This window comes from Polaromonas sp., assembly GCF_012927415.1.
Lineage (GTDB): Bacteria > Pseudomonadota > Gammaproteobacteria > Burkholderiales > Burkholderiaceae_C > Polaromonas.
The window spans coordinates 1-21,705 of the sequence record NZ_JABBPF010000070.1 but is presented as its reverse complement, the minus strand read 5'-3'; the positions used below and the strand labels follow the sequence as shown (position 1 = coordinate 21,705).

The following is a 21,705-nucleotide window of genomic DNA, read 5'->3' as shown; positions in this document are numbered from 1 at the left end:
TTTTTTTATGGAGAGAGTTTTCCCCTGAAATTAATTGTTGCCTTTGCGGTCCGGCTTTGAAAACTTGCTGAGTACCTCAAGCAATGCAAGGAAAAAATATTGCTGCCTTCATCGCAAAAATCTCTGGTTGCGGGCCGGCATGATGCTTCGCCCGCCCAGGCAACAACGCCGCGCGGCCTGGGCTGTCGGCGCTGGCTGCGGCTATCGACGCTTGCCTGCATGACCCAATCTTTTGTGCTGAAGTCGCAGATTGAGCAGGTTGGTTTTGAAAAGCTGCGTCGACAGTTCACGGTGGGGCTGATTGACTTCAAACCGTGGTAACTTGAACAGACGACTCATGGGCTTGCCATCGCCAAAATCGGGAACGCCGGGTTTTCGGCAGAAGAAAGTCGCCGTCCACAGCGCCCGCGCGCCCCAGCTGAGATGAAGCACCTCTATATAGATGTCGAATTGGCGTGGCTGTAGCCGCTTGCTCCCGTGGCCGACGCCACTCGCGTGGAGTAACCAGCGCTGTCGCCAAGCTATCCGGGGCAGGGGCGATATCGCGTTGATGACCTCCTCGAACGGCTTAACATCCCGGCCGCCACAGCAGACCAACGCGCCGACCCGCCCAAGCCGCGCAACCTGATCAACTTGGCCAAAAACCAGCCGGTTGCCGAGCTGGAAAAGCCGCTGCTGGCGGGAGTCAAGGTCGACGCCGCCGCCATGCGCGAGTCCCCAGTGCAGCGCGGCGTGGCAACCGGGGACTCCCTGGCGGTGCGTGATTTGCCGCCCGACAGCGTCTTTGGGGGTGCCGTAAAAGCCGTGCTGCCGGAGGCCAAATGAACACGGCGTGCTGAACTTAATTTGGCGATGCCATAAAAACAGCGAAAATACCCGGATTGCTTTAATTCTTTAAAGCTGCGGGTATCAGGGTTTTGCGAGCCATGGCCCGAATTCCCACTGCTGACAGACCCTTGTTTATCGCCCGCTTCATCGACGCCGGTAGCTGGTTTGCGCTGCTTCAGGCTGCTTTTTTTCGAAATGATTGTTAACTATGTTCCGCTTTCCCCTGTCCAAATCTTCCAAGGCCGAAACCACCCCGGCCGGTAGCCCTGCCGTGAAAACCGGAGCGGCCAAAAGTGCTGAAGCCCATCCGCTGGACGCGCTGACGGGCGGCGCCTTTTCTGCGTCCACCTCGGGCGAGCGCGCCGCGCGCATCCGCCAGTGGCTGGCCAGCGAGCCGTCTGCCGAGCAGATGGCCGAAGTCTACAAAGACCTGGCCAATCGGGACAAGGGCGCGGCCAAGCCCTTGAAAGAAAAGCTCGACGAAGTCAAGCGCAGCAAGGGCCAGGAAGCTGCCGCCGCCGAATGGGCCGAAAAGGCCAAAGGATTGCTGGCCCTGCCCAAGCTCAACCTGGCCGATGCCCTTGCCTGGCAGCGCGACGCCGCCAAAGCGGGCGCGCCGCTCTCCAAGGAACCGCTGGCCGGGCTGAAAGTTCAGCTCGCCGAGCGCGTCAAGACGATCGAAGATTTGCAGCACCGCACCCAGGTGCAGCGCGAAGCCGCGGTGCTGATTGCCCAGCGCATTGAAGTGCTGTCGATCAAGCCCTGGCGCGATGCCGAGGCCGTGCTTGATACCTTGCGTGTCGATGTGGCGCATTGGCAGGCGCAGGCTGACGAGCTCACGCAGGACGCCAACTGGGCCAGCGTGGATGCCAAATTTCCACCGCTGCTCGATGCCTCGCGCGGCCAGCTGCTCGCCGTGTGGGAGGCTTTCCAGGGCGCGTTGGCGCTGACCGTCAAGGCCGCCGAGGATGCGGGCGCACCGCTGCCCGCCGTTCCGGTGTGGGCCGACGAGCTGCGCGCCGCGCGCGGCCAGCCGACGCAAAAAAGCGAGCAAGCGGGAGAGCAAGCTGCGCGCGGGCCCAAGACCAGGCTCGATCCGGCGGTATTGAAGGACATGCGCGAAAAGTCCTCGGCCATCGTCCACGAAGCGCTGGCAAAACTGGAGCATGAAGTCACCGAAGGTCACGGCAAGGCCACGCCCAAGGTGGCCGCTGACTTGCGCCAGGCGCTGAAGGAAAACATCCGCAACATTGACAGCAAGCTGGAGGCCGCCGCGCACGCAGCGCTGACCGCTGCCGGTGAGCTTGAAGGCTGGCAGCGCTGGCGTGCTGATCAGATTCGCGAAGAGCTGGTGCTCAAGGCCGAAGCGCTGCTCGTCAAGCCGCTGGGCGGGCGCAAGCAGCAGGAAGCCTTGCGCATCATGCGTGAGCAGTGGAAAACGTCCGACCAGGGCGGCACGCCCAATCACGCGCTGTGGAAACGTTTTGACGACGCCTGCAACGAAGCGCACAAGGTGGTTGAAGCCTGGCTCGAAAAAGTCAAGGAACAGAGCGAAACCGTCAAGGCCGAGCGCCGTGTGCTGATTGACGAAGTCCTCGCCTGGGCGGAAGCAAACAAGGGCAACACCGACTGGAAAAACCAGATCCGCGCCCTCAACGGCTTTGTCGACAAATGGCGCGAAGCCGGTCACCTGGGCGAAAAAACCTTTGGCGAAATCCAGCCGGTCTGGAAAGCCGCCATGGACCTGGCCGATGCTGCACTGACCGCCGCCCGCACCGAAAGCCTGGCGCACCGCAAGGCCATGATTGAGGAAGCGCAAGCGCTGGGTGCCGAAGCCCAGCTGCGCATCGAGGCCGTCAAGAGCCTGCAGCAACGCTGGCAGCACGAAGCGCAGGGCGTGCCGATCGAGCGCAAGCAGGAGCAAAAGCTGTGGGACGCTTTCCGCAAGCCGATTGATGACGCTTTCCAGCGCAAAACCGTCGAGCGTGAAATAGCCGCTGCCGCGTTGGGCGAGTATGACCGTTATGTGCTGGATGCCGCCAGGGCGGTTGAGGCGGCGACTGCCAGCGGCGACGCGCAAAAAATTCACGCCGCCGCCAAGGCGCTCGAAGCTGCCGTGCGCGGTCAGATTCCGGTAGCAGCCGCTGCCGCCGCTGCGGCTGCAGAAGTGGCGCAATCCGCTGACGTGGCGCAGGCTGCGAGCGCCGAGTCAGCGCCTGCTTCTGACGAGAATCAGCCGTTGGTCCAGCATGTATCGGTGCCACCCACTATGGAAACCATAGCAGAAGAGGCCGCCAGCCAGGCTGACCCGATAGCCGCCCAGGCGTCAGCCGCCGAGGCCGAGTTTGCCGAAGCCGCAGAACCGGCCCTGGCCCCTGCGGAGCCGCCACCGCCGCTCAAACCAGCTGCCAAGCCGGTTGTTGCCATGCGCGGCGACGACCGCCCCGGCATGCGCAAGGCCGAACCCGCCGCTGCCGGCCGTGGTGGAAAATTTGGCGACCGCAAGGATGCACGCCCGGGCAGCAAGCCAGGCGGTGCGCGCGCCAGCACCGACAACAAGTTCGAACCCTACCGTGCCGAGCGCCCTGAGCGCGGCGAACGCTTCAGCGACCGCCCGGCCCTTGAAGAGCGCGGCCCACGCCTCGGTGACGCTGCCTTCCGCGCCCAGCGCGAAGCCTTTGAAGCGGCCAACCACGCGCTGAAGAAGCTCGCCATGCAAGCCCATGGTGAAGTGCTGACCAATCTGCTCGCCGCCTGGGAAAAACGCGATCCGGCGCTGCTGCCCGCCGCGCAGGAACTGGGCAAACAGGTCTCGCCCGCCGTGCGTAGCAGCTGGGTTCAGGCGGTCAGCGCGCCGGCTGGCAAGGACGCGGCCGAAGCGCTGTTGCGCCTTGAGATGGCGGCAGAACTGCCGACGCCCGCGGAGCACATCAGCGCCCGCCGCATGATGCAGCTGCAACTGCTGACCAAACGCAACGCACCTGCGCCTGTCGAGACCTGGGGCGAAGACACCGCCAGGGTGCTGGCCAGCAACTTTGACGCGGGCAACGCCAGGCGCGTGCAAAACGTGTTGAAGGCGCTACTCAAGCGCTGAGAGTTGCCTTGCCCGGGGTGTGACGCTGGACCGGATTGACAGCTGAATATTCATGCCGCCTGATGGCATGAATATTTTGCAAGGAGTCATCATGCTCAAGAAAGTCGGCGCCAGCGGCCAGATATCGCTGGGTAAAAAGTATGCGGGTCAGTTGTTTGACATGGTGTTCTATGGCCGGGTCGAGCTGGTGCCCATGAAAGCCGTGCCCACCGTGCAGGATTCATCCTTTGCACAGCAACCAGATGCGCAAAGCCGCGGGGTTCAGGAAGAGGCCGTAGCCTACTGCGTCGGTGACGGCTGGCTCACGCCCGAATGGCTGGCGGCGCGCAATGCTGCTGATGCGCGAACGCAAGAGGAGATAAAGGCTGTCCGCAGTCAGTGGGAAGAAAAGAACAAAGACGCCATCGAGGCCTACAACCGGCGCATCGAGCGTGAAGGCAGCGTGGGCTGGCGCATGTACGAACTGCGTAAAAAGCAGGCCTAGTTGAAGGCTTTTGGCGCGAAGCCGGCTTGATGGCGCAGTTCGATGTGTGTCCCCACCCCGTGCAAGAGTGGCGTGACCAGTCGCCCCTTGTGCTTGACATTCAGAGCGACTTGGTTCGCGGTGTTCGAAATCGCCTTACTATTCCCTTGACTCATACATGGGTTGAAAGTCCGGGTGAAAGACTGGCGCTGGCGCTTTAAGTCAATGACCTTTTGTTGTTTCTCGACACGTTGGCGTTAACGGCGTTTCCATCGGGTGACCTGCGCGGTGCAGTGACCAGCCTGCGTGACGAAGCGCAGCGTATTTGGTCGGCCCTTGACTACGCGCTACAGCGCCGACATGGCGGATGAAGAGATCTTGAAGCGCCTGCTGGCCTTGAACCTGGAGCGCTCGGGTGGCGGAAAAGCCTGAATTTTGCTTCTGGCTTCTGGATTTCGGATGGTTTTGGCGTCTTGTCCAATGAATACGGTCATCGATTGCTATTGAATTCGTAGTGCCGGCTACCCCCGGCCAGCAACACCACGCAAAGTCAAAAAGACTATGAATTAAATAGCAAACTATGACCGTACTATATGAACAAGAGCCACTTTTAATCAAAAAAACTAAGAAAGCAGCCGGATCAAGGCTTCAGGGTGAATCCCCCACCCAACCAGCCCCGCCAAGCCCATCAGCACGCCAAAACCGGTTGGCACCAGTGCAACGAAATAAAGCCACCACAAATGGGTCAGCGCCGTCACGGCCAGCAGTGAAATGGCGATCGCCAGCAGTGCGTCGGCCAGATCGAACTGGTCATCGCGGAAGTTGGCAGCGTCGTAGTCTTTCTGGTCCTGCTCGGCCTGGGCCTTCACCTCGTTTTTCTTTTGCGCCTGGTCCGCCGTCAGTTGCTCGTAATGGGCAATCGCTTTCTGGTAGCTGGCCTGTTCCGCGGCGGGTTGCGAGGGGGCGGCCAGCCGGAGCTGCAGCAGCGTTCCCCTGGCCACCTCTTCGCGGATGTTGCGTGCCTGGTAGAAATTCCAGTGATCTAGCTTGTTGGCCTGCGCCTGCTGCATGGACTGGACGATGTTGTCGTCCTTGACCTTGCAGATGCCCATGAAGGTCGCCAGCAGTGCCACCGTGATGGCGACGCACTGGTTGAGCTTGCGAAAGCGGGAGAAAGCGGTGTCGTCGGGTTCGGCCGATTGGGCGGATTCAAGGGGATCAAGGGCCATGATGCGGTCCTTGACGGGAAAACCACATGCGCTGAAAAACGCCGTCTTTGTCGATCACCAGATGCTTGAGGCCGGCCAGCGCGTGCAGCGAAATCAGTCCGACAAGAATCCAGGTCGTGACCGAATGCGCCTCAAAGAAGATTTCTGCCAGATCGTGGTTGGGTTGAAATACGCGGGGCAGGGGGATACCGAAAAACAGGAAATCCTTGTCGCTCAGCATTGAGCCCACGATGCCGAAAAAAGGCATGGCCACCATGGCGGCATAGAGCAGTCCATGGCCTGCTTTGGAGGCGCTCACTTGCCAGCGCGCAATGCTGGCGGGTAATGGCGCAGGCTGATGGCCCAGGCGCCAGACCAGACGCAATAGAACCAGCCCGGCAATGATGAGCCCGATGGACTTGTGCAGCCTGAAATACCAGGCGCTGCCCGGATCATCTTCAATGGCTGTCATGAACCAGCCTAGCGCGATCATGCTGATGATCAGGACGGCCAGGATCCAGTGAAGCAGTATCGCCAGCGGCGCATAGACAGGCGTTGCGGCAGGGGTGATGGCGTAAGGTGACTGCATTTTTTCAGCTTTCTTGAAAGGCGGGAGTTGGTAAAATATCAGGCCGGATCGGCGAGACTTTTCACCGCACATCCTACGACTTGAAGATGAAGGAAATATTAATCTGGCTTCACTGCCAGCCAAAGCGCCGGATGTAATAACGTTTCATCAGCGTCGTCAGCACGGCGTAACTGAGCAAAATGCCCACCAGCCAGGCAAAGTAGGCCGGCGGCAGTGCTTCGAGTTTGAAGTAGCTGGCAATCGGCCCCATCGGCAAAAAGATGCCCACCGCCATGATGATCAGCGTCATGGCCAGTAGCGGCCAGGCGGCTCTGCTTTCAAGAAACGGAATTTTGGGCGTGCGGATCATGTGCACGATCAGTGTTTGTGTCAGCAGGCCGACGACAAACCAGCCAGACTGGAACAGGGTTTGCTGCGCCACGGTGTTGGCCTTGAACACCTGCCACATCACGATAAACGTGGTGATGTCAAAAATCGAGCTGATTGGCCCGAAAAAGATCATGAAGCGGCCAATATCGTCGGGGTTCCACTTCAACGGTTTGGTGACCAGCTCGGCATCGACATTGTCAAAGGGAATGGCGATTTGGGACACGTCATACAGCAGGTTCTGCACCAGCAGCTGCAGCGGCAGCATCGGCAAAAAGGGCAGGAATACGCTGGCAATCAGCACCGAGAACACGTTGCCAAAGTTTGAACTCGCCGTCATGCGGATGTACTTCAGCATGTTGCTGAAGGTCTTGCGGCCTTCAATCACGCCTTCTTCCAGCACCATCAGGCTGCGCTCGAGCAGGATGATGTCGGCCGCTTCCTTTGCAATGTCAACGGCCGTGTCCACCGAAATGCCGATGTCGGCCGCGCGCAGTGCCGGTGCGTCGTTGATGCCGTCGCCCATAAAACCGACGACGTGGCCGTTGCCGCGAAGGCTGCGCACAATGCGCTCCTTGTTGAGCGGCGAGAGCTTGGCAAAAATGGTGTGGTGCTCGACCGCTTCGGCCAGCGCCTTGTCGTCCATTTTGTCGATCTGCGGGCCCAGCACAATGCCTTCGACCACCAGGCCGACCTGGCGGCAGACCTCCGACGTCACCAGTTCGTTGTCGCCGGTCAGGATCTTGACCGTAATGCCGTTCTCGGCCAGCGCCTTGAGCGCGGGTGCCGTCGATTCTTTCGGTGGGTCGAGAAAGGCGATGTATCCAATCAGCGTCAGGTCAGACTCATCGGCCACCGAATAAGCGGCCTGGCTGGGCGGAATTTCCTTCATCGCCACGGCCACGACGCGCAAGCCGTCCTCGTTCAGGTCGCGCGTGACGTGATGCACCCGTTCCAGCATGGCGGCGTCGAGCAGTACGGTCTTGTCGCCATCGCGCACGCGCGTGCAGGCTGCGACGATTTCCTCCACCGCGCCCTTGCAGATCAGCTCGTGATGATGTTCCCGCTCGGACACCACCACCGACATGCGGCGGCGCTGAAAGTCAAAGGGAATTTCGTCGATCTTGGTGTAGTTTTCAGCCAGTTGCAACTCTTTTTGCACCTCGACATGCTCCAGCACGGCGCGGTCCAACAGGTTTTTCAGGCCGGTTTGATAGAAACTGTTGAGGTAGGCAAAGCCCAGCACTTCTTCTGATTCGTGGCCAAACACATCGGTGTGGCGCGCCAGCGCGATCTTGTCCTGCGTCAGCGTGCCGGTCTTGTCGGTACACAGCACGTTCATCGCGCCAAAGTTCTGGATTGCGTCAAGCCGCTTGACGATGACTTTCTTGCGCGACAGGATCACCGCGCCCTTGGCCAGCGTGGAGGTGACGATCATCGGCAGCATTTCGGGTGTCAGCCCGACGGCGACCGACAGCGCAAACAAAAAGGCTTCGGGCCAGTCGCCTTTGGTAAAGCCGTTGATCAGCAAAACGATTGGCACCATGACAAAGGCAAAGCGGATCAACAGCCAGCTGACCTTGTTGACGCCAGCCTGAAAGGCGTTGATCTCGTGATTGGTCGCGGTGACGCGCGCGGCCAGCGTGCCGAAGTAGGTGTTGTTGCCGGTGGCCAGCACCACGACGGTGGCCGCGCCCGACACGACATTGGTGCCCATGAAGACCAGGTTGGCCATCTCCAGCGCAGCCTCGCCATTGCCAGCCTGTCCCTTGGCCTCAGTGAATTTTTCGACCGGCAGTGATTCGCCGGTCATGGCCGACTGGCTGACAAAAAGATCCTTGGCGAGCATTACGCGGCAGTCCGCCGGGATCATGTCGCCGGCCGACAGCAGCACGATATCGCCCGGCACCAATTGCTTGATCGGGAGTTCAAGCTGGCCGGCAGGCTGGATCGCCGGCCCGGCGCCCGGCGGTACGGCCCGGTCAGCGGCCTTGTCGTCACGCCGGATCACCGTTGCCTTGTTGCTGACCAGCTCCTTCAGGGCTTGCGCTGCCTGGTTGGAGCGCCGCTCCTGGACGAAACGGATCAGCGTGGAGAGCACGACCATGGTGCCAATCACCGTCGCTGCCTTGGTGTCTTCGGTGTAGTACGACACCATAGCCAACACGGTCAGCAGCAGGTTGAAGGGGTTTTTGTAGCTCAGCCACAGGTGCAGCCACCAGGACATCGGCTTTTCGTGCTCGACTTCATTGAGGCCGACTTTTTCGCGTATGGCATCGGCTTCCTCGCTGCTCAAGCCTTCTTTTTGGGTGTTGAGCCGCGCCAGGACGCTCGCCAGATCGTCGCGGGCTTCCTGAAGCAACTGGCCGGACAGCTGGTCTGGCACCGCCCCGGAACGGCCCTCGGGCGAAAGCGATTCCAGGATCACGCGGCGGCGAAACAGGTGGCTGGTGCGCCTTGATTTGAGGAAGAGACCAAAAAATTGGTTGAAAATGTTCATCACGTCTTCTTTTTTTGCCGCGACCCGCCCGTCCATGTCGGGCAGGGACGGAATTCACGTATTTTTTAAATGCCCTGCATCAGCCGGGCAGCCGAACGCCGACCCCAGCGGTCGCAGGGAAAATGAACAGTGGTCTAAGAAGAAAACGCCGGCCAGCAGTGGCGGCTTTGACACCGTGCCGCAGAGGCCCGGCGGAGACGAATTTCCGGAGGGCTTCTCAAGCAGCGGCGCCGATTCTGCATCGACGACTGTCACTGGAACCATTACCCAAGGGAAACTCCGAAGTTGAAAACCAGCGAACTGTAATGGTGCGGTGCAGCACTGTCAAGTGTCTTTTTGCGCTGGCTTTGGGCGGCCTTCAGCCCGCTATTAAATATATAGCAAACTATAGCCGTACTTGTTGGACTACAGGCCTGTCTGGCTTGAAAAACTGATCAAACAGCACAGTCAGTGCAGGAAAATCCTGCGTGAAGCGCTCGCGGTTGACGAAATAGGCTTCGCAGCTCACCGCAAAGAATTCGGCCGCTGAGCTTGCGCCGTAGCCGTCCAGCCAGGGCGCTTCCCCGCCAAAGCGCGTGGCCATGGCCACCTGCTCGCAAAAATTATCATAGGCCGGTTGCATCACGCTGTGCCATGCCGCGTGGGCTTTGCGTGAGGGAAGCGGCGGGCAGCCATCGGCAAGGCCGTTGCGCATGTCTATTTTGTGAATGAACTCGTGGATCACTACGTTGTGCCCGGCGTCTGCCAGCTCGCCTGCCGCCGCCACGTCCTGCCAGCTCAGGGTGACTGGCCCGCCCTGCATGGCTTCGCCCAGCAACGCTTCGCTGTAGCGGTGCACCACGCCGGCGCGGTCGGTTTTTTCCCTGCTGGCGAGCATGGCGCCGGCATGAATCACGATGCCTGTGAAATCGTCATACCAGCGCAGCCCGAGATGCAATACCGGAACGCAGGCCTGGGCGGCAATGGCAACGGCCATTTCGTCAGTAACCTTCAGGCCGTGCGCGCCGCTAAATTCCTTGTGTTTTAAAAACTGGACAATCATCGCGCGCAACTGTTGCAGCTCGGCAATGGAGCGATGCGCCAGAAAGGGGTAGCGCAGCAAGGCGCCCAGCCAGAGCGCTTCTGGCAGCCTGTCGGGTGGCGCGCGCCGCAGGCCCAGCAGCGTTTTCAGCCAGTTCAGCATCAGCTTGTCGCCTTCGGGGCTAAAGCACCGGCTGAAACCAGCGCCAGGCGCTGCAAGCCGCCGTCTGTCAGACGCAGCACGTCGGCGCGGGGCGGCTGGGCATTGGCATCCCAGTCGCTCAGCACCACGCGTGAAAAACCGCCGCCCAGGTCATGCACGGCCGGCTTGTGGGTGTGGCCATGAATCAGGGTGCGGGCATTGGCGGCTGCCAACCACTGGCGCGCTGCAGACGCGTCCACATCTGCATAGTCGGTGACGACGGTTTTGCGCGCCTCGCTTTGCCGGCGCAGTTCGCGGGCGATGACCTGGCGTTCAGCTAGCGGTTTGGCCAGAAAGGCGTCTTGCCAAGCGTTGCTGCGTACCTGGCGGCGAAACTGCATGTAGTCCCTGTCATCGAGGCACAGGGCGTCGCCATGCGAGAGCAGCCAGCGTTGGCCGGCGAAGCCGAGCACGGCGGGATCGTCGAGCAGGCTGGCGTGGCAAAACGCCATCAGGGCCTGGCCCGCCAGGAAGTCGCGGTTGCCGTGCATGAAAAACAGCGCCAGCCGGCTGGACGCCTGGCGCAGGGTGCAGGCGCAGCGGTACTCAAAATTGCCTGCAGAATGTGCCGGGTGTGCCGGGTCCTGTGTGAAACCTGCATTGATGGCATCGTCACCCGCCCAGACCTCGAACAGGTCGCCCAAAATAAACACGGCGTCGGCGGGAGTGGCCTGCAGATAGTGCTGCCACGCGCTGAAGGTGGCCGGTTCGTCGGCGTTCAAATGCAGGTCTGAAATGAAGTCGACCGTGCGCCAGGAAGGCGGCGCCTGAAGCTCCCCGATTGGCGGCACGGTCAAACTGGTGTTCACTTCAGACGCCGACAAGCTCGATAAAAAATGGAATGAAATTCAGGCCAGCACGACTGCTTTTTCGATGATCACGTCTTCCGTCGGCACGTCAGAGTGACCGCCGCGGCTGCCGGTCTTGACGGCCTTTATCTTGTCGACAATCTCCTTGCCTTCCACCACTTTGCCAAACACGGCATAACCCCAGCCGGAAGCGTTCTGGCCAGTGTGGTTAAGGAAACCGTTGTCAGACACGTTGATGAAAAACTGTGAGCTGGCCGAGTGCGGCGCATTGGTGCGGGCCATGGCAACGGTGTAGTTGTCGTTTTTCAGGCCGTTGGTGGCTTCGTTCTCGATCTCGCCATCGGTGGGTTTTTGCTTCATGCCGACGGCAAAGCCGCCGCCCTGCACCATGAAGCCGGGAATCACGCGGTGAAAGACGGTGTTGTCATAGTGGCCTTTGTTGACGTAGCTCAAGAAGTTGGCAACGGATTTGGGCGCCTTGGCGGCGTCGAGTTCGAGCGTGATGACGCCGTGGCTGGCGATGTGCAGTGCGACTTTGGGATTGCTCATGGAGGGTCCTGTAGGGGTTAGTTGACGAGGGTTGCGGATTTGATGACGACAGGCGTTTTTGGCACATCCGAAGGGAAGGGGCCACCCGCGCCGGTCGGCACGGTCTGAATTTTGTTGACCACGTCCATGCCGCTGACGACCTTGCCAAATACGGTGTAGCCGAAAAGCTGCGCGGCGTTCATCAGTTGCGCGCGCGGCGTGTTCTCATAGACGCGGCCCTGGTATTCAAACTTGCGCACCGGGTCGCCCGGAGGAATCAGGGTGGGGTTCAAAAAGTCGTTGTCTTTCACGTTGATGAAAAACTGCGCCGAGGCGGAATTGGGGTCGTTGGTACGGGCCATGGCCAGCGTGCCGACGACGTTTTTGGCGCCGCCTTTGGCGAGCGCTTCACGACCTTCATGCGCCACCGGTGCGCGGGTTTTTTTCTCGGCGTAGGCGCTGTCGTAGCCGCCGCCCTGCACCATGAAGTTGTTGATGACGCGGTGAAAAATCGTGCCGTCGTAGTGCTTGTCTTTTACGTACTGGAGGAAGTTCTCAACCGTCCTGGGCGCCTTGTCGGGATAGACCTCAACAACGAAAGCGCCTTCGCTGGTGAGAAATTTCACCTTGGGCGCGTTTTGCGCCAGCACCGGTCCGGTCATCATGATCAGGCTTGCTGCGGCCAGTGCGCCCAGCAGCGTGCGACGCACCTTGTCAAGCGGCACGCAGGGTGCGCCAAATGTCTCTGCTGCCATCAAATGGTTCCTTCAAAAAATATTTTCCACTGGCTGCCCTGGCGTGTCCAGTACTGACGCTTGGTGCGGCCCGTGCTGCTGCCCTTAATCAGCTCGCCGAAGGTTACCACCATGGTATCGGCGCTGTCGGTCCAGCGCAGGTAAGACACATCCTTGATCTGGATATCGCGCCCACCCAGCTGTTTGAGTTCGGCCTGCAGCACGGGCATCCACTCGGTCAGGGTCTTGCCGTAGCTGGTGAAATCGGGCGTGTACCAGGCCGTGAGCCTGGCCAGGTCGCCGCTGGACTTGGCACGATGCCAGCCCTGGAGCACCGCTTCAAAGGCGGAGAGTTCGGGTGTAAGCGATTGCGGCGCCACCCACTTGAGGCTGTCGGCAATCACCACTGGCGTGTTGCGGATTTCAACGGTCTTGATAATGCGTTCCAGGTCCGGGTTGGCCAGCACGACGCAGCCATCGGTGGATAACGGCGCGCGCGAGAACTGCGCGGGTGGCGTGCCATGCAGCCAGATGCCGCTACCGGTTTTGCCGCGTTTTACATCGAGCTGGTTGGGATAGTTGATGGGCAGTGCGCCCGAGCCGTAAAAGTCGCGCAGCGATTTGGGGTTCAGGTTGCTGCTGATGAAGTACACGCCGAGCGGCGTGCGCAGGTCGCCTTCGGCGGATTTTTCGATGCCCGATTTGCCGACCGAGATGTAGTAGTCGGCCAGCAGCTTGAGGCCGGAAGGCGTGTTCTCTAATAGGTACAGGCGCGAGCGCGAGGCGTCCACGGCAATCGCATGTTTGTTGCGCGGCGAGAGCGCCAGAAACTGCGACGGCACCATGCCGGCGGCCGGGCGCTCGCGCAGCGCCTGCAAGCGCAGCTGTGACTCTTGCCGCAGCTCGGCCAGCATGGGGCCCGCCGCTTTGGCGGCCAATGCCGGCACATCGCCCAGGGTGTTGACCGCCCGGATCTGGCCAGCCAGCAAATCGCCATACACCAGCTGCGCCAGCTGGAAGTTGGGATGGTCACGCACCAGTGTTTCGGCCTTGCGCAGAGCTTCTCGAGTGTGAGTCTGCCCGGCCAGTTTGTAGACTTCAATCAGCCGCGCTTCGGCGTCGCCCTCGCGCACTGCCTGAAGCGCCGAAGAGCGCGCGATTGCAGCTACGCGAGCGGCTGGTGCAGTTCTTGTGCGGGGTTTTGTCGCCGGTTTTATGGCCGCAGGCGCGTGCGCTCGCGCTCTGGCGGGCTGGCGGACATGGGTTTGCGCGTTGACGCCAGAGGGCGCCAGCAGGACACCGGTCGGCAGCCAGAGCGCGATCGACCATAGCGCTGCCAGCGCCCTTGGCCAAAGGGCTCGCCGGGAAAAAAGTCCGCGGCTGGCGTAGGAAACAGGCCGCGCTCGCGGCTTGGGTCGGCCACCGGTCATCAACTGCCTGTGGATTCCCTGACAATGACCCAATGGTCGCCAATTCTGGCCATGTCCAGCGTCTTGCGGCTCGAGACATTGAGCGTGTCAGCGCTGTAGTCCTGCTTGAATCTGGCGGTGGCTTTGCTGCCCTGAACGGCGATGGCGAGATTGGAAAGCTTCACTTGAATGCGCGATTTGCTCACGATGCGCGCACGGCGGTCTTCTTCCCAGCCCTTGCGTGTTTGTTTGCCCGGCGGGTCGAAGTTCTGTCCGTAGCTGGACAGGTAGGCGTTCATGTTTTTGCCCGCCCAGGCGTCAGCCCAGGCGCGCACTGCCGCCTCGACTTCTTTTTCAGTTCCGGCGGCGGCTGCTGCCGCAGGCTTTGTGCTGGCGACGGGAGCGGCAACTTCTGCGCTGCGTGGTGGCGTAACGGGCGTGACTTTGGCAACCGGCACAGCGGGTGGAGGGGCGACTGGTGCGGCTTTGGCGATCGGCGCAGCCGGCAGGGCCACTGGTGCGGGTTTGGCTGCGGCGGGAGGGGCGGGCGCAGCTGGCGCAACAGGGGTAGTTGCCGCAGGCTTCTGGGAAGCTTTGGTATCGGCGGAAAAGAGCGTGCGAATCAGCGCCAGTTTGGGCTGAACGGCGGTGTTTCCGCTGTCGAGCTGTAGCGCCTTGCTGTAAGCCTGACTGGCCAGCCGGGCATAGATGTCGCCCAGGTTTTCGTGCGCGGTGGCGTAACTGGGGTTGGTGCGTATCGCCATTTCGAGCGCGGCTCTGGCCTTGTCAAACTGGCTTTGGCTGGCGTAGAGCACAGCCAGGTTGTTGTAGGGCTCGGGCAGCTCGGGATAGTCTTCGGTAATTTTCGTGAAGGTGGCAATCGCATCGCCGGACTTGCCGGTTTCAGTCTGGATCACGCCCTTGAGAAAACGCATCTGCGGGTCGCGCGGCTTGCCGGCAAGATACTGGTCGGCCTTGGCAAGCGCTTCCGGATACTGGCTGGCGCGAACCAGGCGGTTGACATCGGCATACTCGTCGGCGTGGGCGAGCGATGTGGCCAGCGTGGCCGCCAGAAACAGCATGCGCAAGGCGGCCGACAGGGGATGGTGTAAGAAGAACGCTCGCGTGGGCATAAAAACTCTCGCTGTTTTTTGGGAAAGCATGAGATCGCCGGTGGGCGAAAAGGGACCGCAAAACTATGGCAAACGACCCGGCATCCAAAATGAGCTGCGCAAGCAGTTGTCCATGATTGCAGGGGCTGGCTATACTGTCTAATTCTAGCCGAGGGGGTCTGTACGCGTTCCTCCCGGTGTGGTGTTTTCCGGCTTTATTGCCCTTTTTTTGCATCTGCCCACGCTTCATGGCGCGCCGCTGGCACCTTTGATATAACGCTTCTCCCTTCCGGCCCGCTGCGGCCAGACTACGCACCCAGACGATTCATGAGCCTTCGGATTTACAACACGCTGTCGCGTGCCGTAGAAGATTTTTCGCCCCTCGTTCCCGGTCATGTCCGCATGTATGTATGCGGCATGACCATTTACGATCTGTGCCATATCGGCCATGCGCGCATGATGATGGCCTTTGATGTGTTGCAGCGATGGCTCAAGGCCAGCGGCTTGCAGGTAATGTATGTGCGCAACATTACCGACATTGACGACAAGATCATCCGGCGCGCGGTGGAACGCGGTATCACCATTCGTGCGCTGACCGACGAGATGATTGTGGCCATGCACCGGGACATCGGCGCGCTGGGCATTGAGCCGCCGAGCGTGGAGCCGCGTGCGACCGAGTACGTGCCGCAGATGCTGGCCATGATCGGTACGCTGGAGAAGAAGGGCCTGGCGTACCGCGGCTCAGGCGGCGATATGAATTATTCGGTGCGCAAGTTTCCGGGTTACGGCAAGCTGTCGGGCAAATCGCTTGACGAACTACGCGCCGGCGAGCGTGTGGCGGTGCTCGAAGGCAAGGAAGACCCGCTCGACTTTGTGCTCTGGAAATCGGCCAAGGACAGCGAGCCCGAAGACGCCAAATGGGACAGCGCGGCGCTCGGGCATGACTATGGCAAGGGGCGGCCCGGCTGGCATATCGAGTGTTCGGCGATGAGCTGCGCGACGCTGGGTGAAACCTTTGACATTCACGGCGGCGGGGCTGATCTGCAGTTTCCGCACCATGAAAACGAGATTGCCCAGAGCGAAGGCGCAAACGGCAAGCCGCTGGCCCGCTTCTGGGTGCACAACGGTTTTGTGCGCGTCGACAACGAGAAGATGTCCAAGTCGTTGGGTAACTTTTTTACCATTCGTGAAGTGCTGGACAAGTACAACGCCGAGACGGTGCGGTTTTTCATCGTTCGGGCACATTACCGCAGTGCGCTGAATTACAGCGATGCGCACCTGGACGACGCCAGAGCTTCCCTCAAGCGCCTGTACACCGCACTTCAACGGGTCAATCCCCCTGCGGTAGCAATCGACTGGGCCGATCCCTTCGCTGCCCGTTTCAAGGCGGCCATGGACGAAGACTTCGGCACGCCGGAGGCGATTGCCGTTCTGTTTGAGCTGGCCGGTGAGGTCAACAAGACCGCTTCGACCGAACTGGCGGGTCTGCTCAAAGCGCTTGGCGGCTGTCTGGGTCTGTTGCAGCAGTCGCCCAGCGCATTTTTGCAGTGGCAAGCTGGAGCAGGAAATGCCCGGCTTACCGCTTCGGCTCCGGTGCTGACTGCGTCAGGCGGGGACGGGCTGATCGATGAAGCTATTCAACCGGACACCGATAATCGGGGTATTGAAGCGCTCATCGAGCAACGCAGCGGCGCAAAAAAGGTGAAAAATTTCGCCGAAGCTGACCGTATCCGCGACGCGCTGCTGGCAAGGGGCATCGTGTTGAAAGACTCGCCCCAGGGCACAAGCTGGGAAATGCAATCGTGAATATTTTTAATCATTTTGGCTTCATGTCCAGCAAATACCGGCATAGGCAGCTATGAAAAAAATAGTAAAAAGCGGGCCTGCCAGCTCAGAGCTGGCCGATGTGCCCGAGACGCCGGAGCTGGCCATCACGGTGCCCCCGTATTGGCTTGACGCCTGCAAACACCTGGTCAAAAAAGACCGGGTCATGAAACGCCTGATTCCGAAATTCGGCAACACCTGCCTGCAGTCGCGCGGCGATGCCTTCAGCACGCTGGCGCGCAGCATCGTGGGGCAGCAAATCTCCGTCAGGGCGGCGCAAACGGTGTGGCACCGTTTTGCCGTCTTGCCCCTGGAAATGACGCCGGCCCATGTGCTCAGGCTGAAGGTAGACGACATGCGCGCCGCCGGTCTGAGCGCCCGCAAGGTCGAGTACCTGGTTGATCTGTCAATTCATTTTGACGCCGGCAGGGTGCATGTGACGGACTGGCAGTCGATGGACGACGATGCCATCATTGCCGAGCTGATTGCGATCCGCGGCATTGGCCGCTGGACGGCCGAGATGTTCCTGATTTTTTACCTGACGCGGCCCAACGTGTTGCCGCTGGATGACGTGGGTCTGATCAACGGCATCAGCCAGAATTATTTTTCCGGTGAATCGGTCAGCCGCAGTGACGCCAGGGAAGTGGCGGCCGCCTGGGCGCCGTATTGCAGCGTGGCGACTTGGTATATTTGGCGCTCGCTGGACCCTTTGCCGGCAGCGGGCGCATGAAGGCCGCGCGGCACCGCACCGGCAGATTCAAAGTTTAAAAAGCCTGAGGACCAGATATGGCAAAAAAGACATTTCTCGATTTCGAGCAGCCGATTGCCGAGCTTGAAGGAAAAATTGAAGAATTGCGTTACGTGCAAACCGAGTCTGCGGTCGATATTTCGGAAGAAATCGAGCAACTGGCCAAAAAAAGTCAGCAACTCACCAAAGACATCTACAGCGTCCTGAGCCCTTGGCAGATCACCAAGATTGCCCGCCATCCGGAGCGACCGTACACGCTGGACTACGTGAGGGACATCTTCACCGATTTTGTCGAGCTGCACGGTGACCGGCACTTTGCCGACGACCTGAGCATCGTGGGCGGGCTGGCCCGCTTTAACGGGAGCGCCTGCATGGTGCTTGGCCATCAGAAGGGGCGCGACACCAAAGAGCGTGGCCTGCGCAATTTCGGCATGAGCAAGCCCGAGGGCTACCGCAAGGCGCTGCGGCTCATGAAGACGGCCGAAAAGTTCAGGCTACCGGTATTCACTTTTGTCGATACGCCAGGCGCCTACCCCGGCATCGAGGCTGAAGAGCGCGGCCAGTCCGAAGCCATCGGCCGCAACATCTTTGAAATGGCGCAACTCGAAGTTCCCATCATCACTACCATCATCGGCGAGGGGGGGTCCGGCGGCGCGCTTGCCATTTCGGTGGGCGACCAGGTGGTGATGCTTCAATATTCGATTTATTCGGTCATCAGCCCCGAAGGCTGCGCCTCCATTCTCTGGAAAACCTCGGACAAGGCGCAGGAAGCGGCAGAAGCACTGGGCATTACGGCTCACCGGCTCAAGGCGCTGGGCGTCATCGACAAAATCGTTAACGAGCCGGTCGGCGGCGCGCACCGCGACCCCAGGCAGATGGCGGCCTTTTTGAAGCGGGCGCTCAATGATGCGTTTCGCCAGGTCAGCGACCTGAAGGTCGGGGAATTGCTGGACCGTCGCTATGAGCGGCTGCAAAGCTATGGGCGTTTCATCGATACCAAGGCCGACGCCGGCAAATAGTCGCGCGCCAGTTTCAAACAGGGCATCATCATGGCACACTTGTCTGCACAGGAAGTCCAGCATTACCAGGAGCTTGGCTACGTGGTGCCACAGTTTCGGCTCAGTGAGGCTTGGGTTCAGCGCATGCAGGGCGCGCTGGACACCCTGATCCGCAACAATCCGGGCGTGCGCCCGGAAAAACTGGTAAGCGCGCACATCGAGGGCCGCAATGATGAGGGTGTGCGGGGCAGCCGCGATTTCTTCGACCTGGCCACAGACCCCGACATCGTGGATCTGGTGGCGCAGCTCATCGGGCCTGACGTAATTTTGTGGGGCTGCCATGTGTTCTGCAAGCCTGCTAGCGAAGGCTTTGAAACACCCTGGCACCAGGACGGCCACTATTGGCCGATCCGCCCGCTGTCCAACTGCACCATCTGGGTTGCGCTGGAGCCGAGTACCAGCGCCAACGGCTGCCTGCGCGTGATCCCGGGCTCGCACCTCGGCAAAAAACTCCACCCGCATCTTCATGAAGACCGTACCGACCTGACGCTGAACCAGCGCATGGCCGAGGGGTCCTTTGACCTCAAGGAGGCGGTTGACCTAGAGCTGGCGCCAGGCCAGATGTCGATGCACGACATTTACATGATTCATGGCGCAGAGGCCAACCACTCCGGGATCCGCCGCACTGGTGTGGCGCTGCGCTACATGCCGGGCAGCTCGCTGTTTGACCGCAGCTTGCGGCCCGCGCAGGGCCAGACCGGCGTGCCGGTCAGTTTTGCCACCCGGCCGCTGTGGTTGCTCAGGGGGCAAGACCAGACCGGGCTCAATGATTTTTCGGTCGGCCACCGTGGCCCATGAGGGGTTTTCGCCTAGTCTGTCAGAAGCGCTGGATGCCTTTTCCCCGGGCTTGCCGCTGGCCGTTGCGCTAAGCGGCGGTGCAGACTCAAGCGCATTGCTCGTTGCCTGTGCCGCGAAATGGCCGGGGCAGGTGGTGGCTATTCACATTCATCATGGCCTGCAGGCGCCTGCCGACGACTTCGCGCGGCACTGCGCGGCGCTGTGCTCGAGTTTGAACGTGCCGCTGGCGATTGAACGTGTCGATGCGCGCCCGGCCTCGGGCGAAAGCCCTGAAGCGGCCGCCCGAAACGCGCGTTATGGCGCCTTTGGTGCTGTGGTCGAAAGAGAATGGCCCCTGCGCGCTATCAAAGACATCGCCATTGCGCAGCATGCCGATGACCAGGTCGAAACCATGCTGCTGGCCTTGTCGCGCGGCGCGGGCCTGCCGGGGCTGGCGGCGATGCCGGCGCGCTGGAACCGCAGCGGCATCACCTACCATCGTCCGCTGCTTGCTGTGCCAGGCCAATGCCTGCGCGCCTGGCTGAGCAAACGCCAGATTGACTGGGTGGAAGACCCGACCAATGCCGACGAGCAGTTCACGCGCAACCGCATTCGCGCGCGGCTGCTGCCGGCGCTGCAAGCGGCCTTCCCGCAATTCAGAAGGACTTTTGCACGGACTGCCCGCCATGCCGCGCAGGCTCAGGAGTTGCTGCTGGAACTTGCCATTCAGGATTTGGCGCTGATCGGAACGCCTCCCGCCATCAAGGCCGTGCAAGCCCTTTCGACGCCGCGCCAGGCCAACGTGTTGCGCCACTGGCTGCTGCTGGCGCACCGGGCCACGCCGAGCGCGGCGCAGCTCGATCAATTACTGCTGCAGATTGCGGCATGCGCGAGCCGTGGCCACCAGATTCACCTCAAGGTGGCCGACGGCCACGTCAGGCGGCTGGGGGCAGTGCTGGACTATGCCGCCGCGCACAACCCGCGTTGAGCCAGCGGTTGGTGCTGGGTATAATTTATGGCTTTGCTGCCGCTCAACTATCCCGCGCTGCCCCGCGAGCCGTCCGGCGGGATTGATGCTGGCGCCACAGCAAAAGCCCTCAACAAACTCCTGATTGACATCCTGCAATGGCTTTGATCGTTCACAAATACGGCGGCACATCAATGGGCTCGACTGAGCGCATCCTGAATGTCGCCCGCCGCGTCGCCAAGTGGGCGCGGGCCGGTCATCAGATGGTCGTTGTTCCCAGCGCCATGAGCGGCGAAACCAACCGCCTGCTGGGTCTGGCCAAAGAGCTCGCGCCGTCCCATCCTGATGAGTCCTACAAGCGTGAATTGGACGCACTGGCTGCCACGGGAGAACAGGCCTCCAGCGCATTGCTGGCCATTGCCCTGCAGTCCCTCGGGCAGCCGTCAGTCAGCTATGCAGGCTGGCAGGTCAGCATCAAAACCAACAACGCCTACAACAAGGCACGCATCGAATCGATTGATGACCAGCGGGTCTGCGCTGAATTGAACGCTGGCAAGGTCGTGATCATCACCGGTTTTCAGGGCGTCGATGATGACGGCAACATCACCACCCTTGGCCGCGGCGGCTCGGACACTTCGGCTGTGGCGATTGCCGCTGCGCTCAAGGCCAAGGAGTGTCTGATTTACACCGATGTGGACGGCGTGTACACCACCGATCCGCGCGTCGTGCCTGAAGCGCGGCGTCTGCAGACCGTCAGCTTCGAGGAAATGCTGGAGATGGCATCGATGGGCTCCAAAGTGCTGCAGATCCGCTCGGTCGAATTCGCCGGCAAATACAAGATGCCGCTGCGCGTGCTGTCCAGTTTCACCGATTGGGACATCGACATCAATGAAGAAGCCAGGTCAGGCACTTTGATCAGTTTTGAGGAAGACGAAAAAATGGAAAAAGCCATCGTATCGGGCATTGCATTCAACCGCGATGAAGCCAAGATTTCCGTACTCGGTGTGCCAGACACCCCGGGCATTGCTTATCAAATTCTCGGTGCCGTGGCCGACGCCAACATCGAGGTCGATGTCATCATCCAGAACATCAGCAAGGACGGCAAGACCGACTTCAGTTTTACAGTGCACAGCAACGATTTCGCCAAAACCGTTGATTTGCTCAAGACCAAAGTTGTGCCCAAGCTGGGCGCGCAGGAAGTCACCGGTGATGCGCGCATCTGCAAGGTCAGCATCGTAGGCATCGGCATGCGCAGCCATGTCGGCATTGCCAGCAAGATGTTCCGCGTGTTGGCCGAGGAGGGCATCAACATCCAGATGATCTCGACCAGCGAAATCAAGACGTCGGTCGTGATCGACGAGAAATACATGGAACTGGCCGTGCGCGCCCTGCACAAAGCTTTTGAACTCGACCAGCCGGCAGCCCTGAAATAGAGCCTGAAGTCGTGACATAATCCAAACATTGGAAAC

The 21,705-nt window shown here is 60.6% G+C and carries 20 protein-coding genes; 11 read left to right on the top strand and 9 right to left on the bottom strand.

The genetic code is table 11. The features are described 5' to 3' along the window. Positions 1 to 633 precede the first annotated feature (633 nt). The 4 genes from HHJ19_RS07260 (at position 634) to HHJ19_RS18015 (ending at position 4,606) form a co-directional block, all read left to right on the top strand. Entirely contained in the window at positions 634 to 825 is a 192-nt protein-coding gene (locus tag HHJ19_RS07260) for a hypothetical protein (protein WP_296905413.1), read from the top strand. A gap of 211 nt (positions 826 to 1,036) precedes the next feature. Further along, a complete protein-coding gene (locus HHJ19_RS07255) occupies positions 1,037 to 3,922 on the top strand; it encodes a DUF349 domain-containing protein (RefSeq protein ID WP_296905411.1) in 2,886 nt (961 codons plus the stop codon). Between the two features lie 91 nt (positions 3,923 to 4,013). Next, positions 4,014 to 4,406 carry a type II toxin-antitoxin system CcdA family antitoxin gene (locus HHJ19_RS07250; RefSeq protein WP_296905409.1) on the top strand — a complete coding sequence of 131 codons (393 nt, stop codon included), beginning with the start codon at positions 4,014 to 4,016 and terminating at the stop codon, positions 4,404 to 4,406. A gap of 29 nt (positions 4,407 to 4,435) precedes the next feature. After that, entirely contained in the window at positions 4,436 to 4,606 is a 171-nt protein-coding gene (locus tag HHJ19_RS18015) for a CcdB family protein (RefSeq protein ID WP_366929387.1), read from the top strand. Positions 4,607 to 5,008: 402 nt separating this feature from the next. Here the strand turns inward: HHJ19_RS18015 and HHJ19_RS07245 are convergent, their stop codons facing one another. The 3 genes from HHJ19_RS07245 to mgtA form a co-directional block, all read right to left on the bottom strand. Continuing rightward, positions 5,009 to 5,614: a DUF4337 domain-containing protein gene (locus tag HHJ19_RS07245; protein ID WP_296905407.1), complete on the bottom strand. Its 606-nt coding sequence runs from the start codon at positions 5,612 to 5,614 to the stop codon at positions 5,009 to 5,011. Continuing rightward, on the bottom strand, positions 5,604 to 6,182 hold the full coding sequence (locus tag HHJ19_RS07240) for a cytochrome b (RefSeq protein ID WP_296905405.1): 579 nt from the start codon (positions 6,180 to 6,182) through the stop codon (positions 5,604 to 5,606). Before HHJ19_RS07240 ends, HHJ19_RS07245 begins: the two co-directional genes overlap by 11 nt. Before the next feature lie 109 nt (positions 6,183 to 6,291). Further along, complete coding sequence (gene mgtA, locus HHJ19_RS07235) at positions 6,292 to 9,048, bottom strand: magnesium-translocating P-type ATPase (protein WP_296905403.1); 2,757 nt, start codon at positions 9,046 to 9,048, stop codon at positions 6,292 to 6,294. On the opposite strand from mgtA, the gene HHJ19_RS07230 reads away from it, so the two are divergent. After that, positions 9,041 to 9,337, top strand: a complete 297-nt coding sequence (locus HHJ19_RS07230; protein WP_296905401.1) for a hypothetical protein — start codon at positions 9,041 to 9,043, stop codon at positions 9,335 to 9,337. The two genes, mgtA and HHJ19_RS07230, sit on opposite strands and share 8 nt — an antisense overlap. A 96-nt stretch (positions 9,338 to 9,433) precedes the next feature. Here the strand turns inward: HHJ19_RS07230 and HHJ19_RS07225 are convergent, their stop codons facing one another. Genes HHJ19_RS07225 through HHJ19_RS07200 form a run of 6 tightly spaced genes read right to left on the bottom strand, consistent with a single transcriptional unit; the run spans position 9,434 to position 14,883 of the window. After that, positions 9,434 to 10,231 carry a M90 family metallopeptidase gene (locus tag HHJ19_RS07225; protein ID WP_296905399.1) on the bottom strand — a complete coding sequence of 266 codons (798 nt, stop codon included), beginning with the start codon at positions 10,229 to 10,231 and terminating at the stop codon, positions 9,434 to 9,436. Beyond that, positions 10,231 to 11,079 carry a UDP-2,3-diacylglucosamine diphosphatase gene (locus tag HHJ19_RS07220; protein ID WP_296905397.1) on the bottom strand — a complete coding sequence of 283 codons (849 nt, stop codon included), beginning with the start codon at positions 11,077 to 11,079 and terminating at the stop codon, positions 10,231 to 10,233. Before HHJ19_RS07220 ends, HHJ19_RS07225 begins: the two co-directional genes overlap by 1 nt. A gap of 39 nt (positions 11,080 to 11,118) precedes the next feature. Next, positions 11,119 to 11,628 carry a peptidylprolyl isomerase gene (locus tag HHJ19_RS07215; RefSeq protein WP_296905395.1) on the bottom strand — a complete coding sequence of 170 codons (510 nt, stop codon included), beginning with the start codon at positions 11,626 to 11,628 and terminating at the stop codon, positions 11,119 to 11,121. Positions 11,629 to 11,645: 17 nt separating this feature from the next. Continuing rightward, entirely contained in the window at positions 11,646 to 12,362 is a 717-nt protein-coding gene (locus HHJ19_RS07210) for a peptidylprolyl isomerase (protein ID WP_296905394.1), read from the bottom strand. Continuing rightward, positions 12,362 to 13,771 carry a L,D-transpeptidase family protein gene (locus tag HHJ19_RS07205; RefSeq protein ID WP_296905392.1) on the bottom strand — a complete coding sequence of 470 codons (1,410 nt, stop codon included), beginning with the start codon at positions 13,769 to 13,771 and terminating at the stop codon, positions 12,362 to 12,364. The genes HHJ19_RS07210 and HHJ19_RS07205 overlap by 1 nt, the downstream gene beginning before the upstream one ends. Then, positions 13,771 to 14,883 (bottom strand): tetratricopeptide repeat protein, encoded by a 1,113-nt coding sequence (locus HHJ19_RS07200; RefSeq protein WP_296905391.1) that lies wholly within the window; start codon positions 14,881 to 14,883, stop codon positions 13,771 to 13,773. Before HHJ19_RS07200 ends, HHJ19_RS07205 begins: the two co-directional genes overlap by 1 nt. Positions 14,884 to 15,189: 306 nt before the next feature. Here HHJ19_RS07200 and cysS point away from each other — a divergent pair, with 306 nt between their 5' ends. The 6 genes from cysS to HHJ19_RS07170 all read left to right on the top strand — a co-directional run bounded on the left by cysS (position 15,190) and on the right by HHJ19_RS07170 (position 21,669). After that, on the top strand, positions 15,190 to 16,668 hold the full coding sequence (gene cysS, locus HHJ19_RS07195) for a cysteine--tRNA ligase (protein WP_296905389.1): 1,479 nt from the start codon (positions 15,190 to 15,192) through the stop codon (positions 16,666 to 16,668). A gap of 52 nt (positions 16,669 to 16,720) precedes the next feature. Beyond that, on the top strand, positions 16,721 to 17,416 hold the full coding sequence (locus tag HHJ19_RS07190; protein WP_296905387.1) for a DNA-3-methyladenine glycosylase 2 family protein: 696 nt from the start codon (positions 16,721 to 16,723) through the stop codon (positions 17,414 to 17,416). 56 nt (positions 17,417 to 17,472) lie between these two features. After that, positions 17,473 to 18,453: an acetyl-CoA carboxylase carboxyltransferase subunit alpha gene (locus HHJ19_RS07185; RefSeq protein WP_296905386.1), complete on the top strand. Its 981-nt coding sequence runs from the start codon at positions 17,473 to 17,475 to the stop codon at positions 18,451 to 18,453. A 30-nt stretch (positions 18,454 to 18,483) separates the two neighbouring features. Further along, positions 18,484 to 19,290 (top strand): phytanoyl-CoA dioxygenase family protein, encoded by an 807-nt coding sequence (locus tag HHJ19_RS07180; protein ID WP_296905384.1) that lies wholly within the window; start codon positions 18,484 to 18,486, stop codon positions 19,288 to 19,290. Beyond that, positions 19,259 to 20,257 carry a tRNA lysidine(34) synthetase TilS gene (gene tilS, locus HHJ19_RS07175; protein WP_296905382.1) on the top strand — a complete coding sequence of 333 codons (999 nt, stop codon included), beginning with the start codon at positions 19,259 to 19,261 and terminating at the stop codon, positions 20,255 to 20,257. Before HHJ19_RS07180 ends, tilS begins: the two co-directional genes overlap by 32 nt. 137 nt (positions 20,258 to 20,394) lie before the next feature. Next, positions 20,395 to 21,669 carry an aspartate kinase gene (locus tag HHJ19_RS07170; RefSeq protein WP_296905380.1) on the top strand — a complete coding sequence of 425 codons (1,275 nt, stop codon included), beginning with the start codon at positions 20,395 to 20,397 and terminating at the stop codon, positions 21,667 to 21,669. Positions 21,670 to 21,705 lie beyond the last annotated feature (36 nt).

Excerpts from the sequence above, each read along its gene's own strand:
- HHJ19_RS07255 (WP_296905411.1), top strand. The coding sequence starts at position 1,037 with ATGTTCCGCTTTCCCCTGTCCAAATCTTCCAAGGCCGAAACCACCCCG.
- HHJ19_RS07250 (WP_296905409.1), top strand. The coding sequence starts at position 4,014 with ATGCTCAAGAAAGTCGGCGCCAGCGGCCAGATATCGCTGGGTAAAAAG.
- HHJ19_RS18015 (WP_366929387.1), top strand. The coding sequence starts at position 4,436 with ATGGCGCAGTTCGATGTGTGTCCCCACCCCGTGCAAGAGTGGCGTGAC.
- HHJ19_RS07245 (WP_296905407.1), bottom strand. The coding sequence starts at position 5,614 with ATGGCCCTTGATCCCCTTGAATCCGCCCAATCGGCCGAACCCGACGAC.
- HHJ19_RS07240 (WP_296905405.1), bottom strand. The coding sequence starts at position 6,182 with ATGCAGTCACCTTACGCCATCACCCCTGCCGCAACGCCTGTCTATGCG.
- HHJ19_RS07230 (WP_296905401.1), top strand. The coding sequence starts at position 9,041 with ATGTTCATCACGTCTTCTTTTTTTGCCGCGACCCGCCCGTCCATGTCG.
- mgtA (WP_296905403.1), bottom strand. The coding sequence starts at position 9,048 with ATGAACATTTTCAACCAATTTTTTGGTCTCTTCCTCAAATCAAGGCGC.
- HHJ19_RS07225 (WP_296905399.1), bottom strand. The coding sequence starts at position 10,231 with ATGCTGAACTGGCTGAAAACGCTGCTGGGCCTGCGGCGCGCGCCACCC.
- HHJ19_RS07215 (WP_296905395.1), bottom strand. The coding sequence starts at position 11,628 with ATGAGCAATCCCAAAGTCGCACTGCACATCGCCAGCCACGGCGTCATC.
- HHJ19_RS07210 (WP_296905394.1), bottom strand. The coding sequence starts at position 12,362 with ATGGCAGCAGAGACATTTGGCGCACCCTGCGTGCCGCTTGACAAGGTG.
- HHJ19_RS07205 (WP_296905392.1), bottom strand. The coding sequence starts at position 13,771 with ATGACCGGTGGCCGACCCAAGCCGCGAGCGCGGCCTGTTTCCTACGCC.
- HHJ19_RS07200 (WP_296905391.1), bottom strand. The coding sequence starts at position 14,883 with ATGCCCACGCGAGCGTTCTTCTTACACCATCCCCTGTCGGCCGCCTTG.
- cysS (WP_296905389.1), top strand. The coding sequence starts at position 15,190 with ATGAGCCTTCGGATTTACAACACGCTGTCGCGTGCCGTAGAAGATTTT.
- HHJ19_RS07190 (WP_296905387.1), top strand. The coding sequence starts at position 16,721 with ATGAAAAAAATAGTAAAAAGCGGGCCTGCCAGCTCAGAGCTGGCCGAT.
- HHJ19_RS07185 (WP_296905386.1), top strand. The coding sequence starts at position 17,473 with ATGGCAAAAAAGACATTTCTCGATTTCGAGCAGCCGATTGCCGAGCTT.
- HHJ19_RS07180 (WP_296905384.1), top strand. The coding sequence starts at position 18,484 with ATGGCACACTTGTCTGCACAGGAAGTCCAGCATTACCAGGAGCTTGGC.
- tilS (WP_296905382.1), top strand. The coding sequence starts at position 19,259 with ATGATTTTTCGGTCGGCCACCGTGGCCCATGAGGGGTTTTCGCCTAGT.
- HHJ19_RS07170 (WP_296905380.1), top strand. The coding sequence starts at position 20,395 with ATGGCTTTGATCGTTCACAAATACGGCGGCACATCAATGGGCTCGACT.